At 29.9% G+C, this 1,754-nt stretch carries 2 protein-coding genes; both read right to left on the reverse strand.

Annotated elements, in window-relative coordinates; translation table 11 throughout:
* Nucleotides 1-339 precede the first annotated feature (339 nt).
* On the reverse strand, nt 340-1,062 hold the full coding sequence (locus DCM90_RS09780) for a phage replisome organizer N-terminal domain-containing protein (RefSeq protein WP_000224680.1): 723 nt from the start codon (nt 1,060-1,062) through the stop codon (nt 340-342).
* A gap of 126 nt (nt 1,063-1,188) precedes the next feature.
* Nucleotides 1,189-1,722 (reverse strand): PcfB family protein, encoded by a 534-nt coding sequence (locus DCM90_RS09785; RefSeq protein WP_000606577.1) that lies wholly within the window; start codon nt 1,720-1,722, stop codon nt 1,189-1,191.
* Nucleotides 1,723-1,754: the final 32 nt, after the last annotated feature.

Raw genomic sequence — 1,754 nt, forward strand, 5'->3', positions numbered from 1 at the left:
GAGAGTTATTAATCTTTTTAAAATTTGACCATCAGAAAATATTTATCTTGATGTAACAAAATTCTATAAATTACCCTATTATACTTAACAGTGAAAAGAAGTCTTTCTTGGTAACCAATTTTGAAATAGAATTTGCTTATATAAAAAGGTCCAATTCCCACTGCATAAGTAGCAGTGAAAATTAGATCCTCTTGGTAACTGTCATCTAAAAGTCTTCTAGCATTTCTTTAATTTTCTAATCGCCTTTAAAGTGTCATATTTATATTTTTTTATCTCTGGCATACTTTGATACCTTTTTAGACTTAAAGTCTTTAATAGTGCCTTTCCACCTCTTTTTATCTATAAAGATTCTCCTACATCATAATTCATTTTTTTATTTAAACCTTTCTGTCTTAGTTTGTCTTTATCTTCTTCATACCATTTTAAGATTGTCACATAGTGGTTTTGATAGGTCTTACCACTGCTTTCCATGTATCTGGATAGTTTATTTATCATTATATCTGTGTGTGAGTTTAATTTTTCTTTTAGATTTTTATATTCTTCTTTGCTTAACCTTACATTTTTGAATTCTCCATAAAAAATGGGGGTGGACTTTTTATCTATCTCTCTCTCTTTATCTATCTCTATATCTTTCTCTATATCTATCTCTTGTCGGACATGGGTTGGACTCATTAAGGACAATGTCCTCTGTTTATTTTGTCTGTATCTTCTTTTTTTCTCTGCCCAGGCTGTTTCTGATCCGATTAAGTTTGGTATTTCAGTTAGGTAGTATTCATCATTTTCTGTTACAACTTCTAATAAGCCTTGATTGATTAAATAATTTACTGTTACCATTACATCATCGTCTGTTTCATCTATGGTTAGTGCTAACTCCTTTATAAAATCACTTTCTACTCCGTCATAATAGAGTTTGCCCTCATCTTTTAGGCTTAGTAGTAGAAGTTTTAGGTAGATTATCGTATAGGTATCTCCTCCAGATATTCTCCTTAACCTTTTTATCCTTTTGTCTGTGAAAAATTCTTCTTTTAATTTTATCCAATAGTATCTTTTGTTTGTTGCCATATCTGCTCCTTTCTTGATTTTCGATAATCGAAATTCTTGATTTCCGATTTTCGGAATTCTGGACTTCTGTTTTTCGGAAGTCTTGTTATTATGGTTATTTAAGGGTGTAACTTTTCGTTACTCCCTTTAGATTTCTCTGGTCATATCTTTTTTGTTTGGTTTTACTTTTTCTTTTTCTTTTACTTTCCTTTTTCCTTTTTCTTTTGTCTTATCTTTGTTTTTGGATAGGTCTTTGTATTTCTTTATTTGTTTTAGGATACTTTCTTTTTCTTTTTTATTTTCCTTGGCTATGACTTGCTTAAAGGCATATTCCATTACTTTTATGTCTTTGGCTTGGAAGAATATTTCATAGTTTTTGCTTTCTTTGTTTTTCATTACTGAGAAACTTACTCCAAGTTTGTTTAGTTCTTTTTTTAAGTCTTTGAGGTCGATTTGATCTATGCTTATATTTTCTAGTTGTCCTTTCTTGTAGAGGTCTTTTATTTTCATTTCATCGCCCATAAGACTTTTTAAGTTTCCATTTGCTTTTTCTAAAGTTTCATTCATCTTTTTTCTTATTTCTTTTTCTAAATTGATTGATTCTTTTGTTGCCTTTATTGTGTATGATATTATGGTTTGTGCTGCTTGACCTGCTTCCTTGCTTATTTCTTCGTTTATCATGCTTTTCTCTCCTTTGTTTGAATTAAAAAAGG

This window comes from Levilactobacillus bambusae (genome assembly GCF_003124125.1).
Taxonomy (GTDB): domain Bacteria; phylum Bacillota; class Bacilli; order Lactobacillales; family Lactobacillaceae; genus Levilactobacillus; species Levilactobacillus bambusae.

Excerpts from the sequence above, each read along its gene's own strand:
- DCM90_RS09780 (WP_000224680.1), bottom strand. The coding sequence starts at position 1,062 with ATGGCAACAAACAAAAGATACTATTGGATAAAATTAAAAGAAGAATTT.
- DCM90_RS09785 (WP_000606577.1), bottom strand. The coding sequence starts at position 1,722 with ATGATAAACGAAGAAATAAGCAAGGAAGCAGGTCAAGCAGCACAAACC.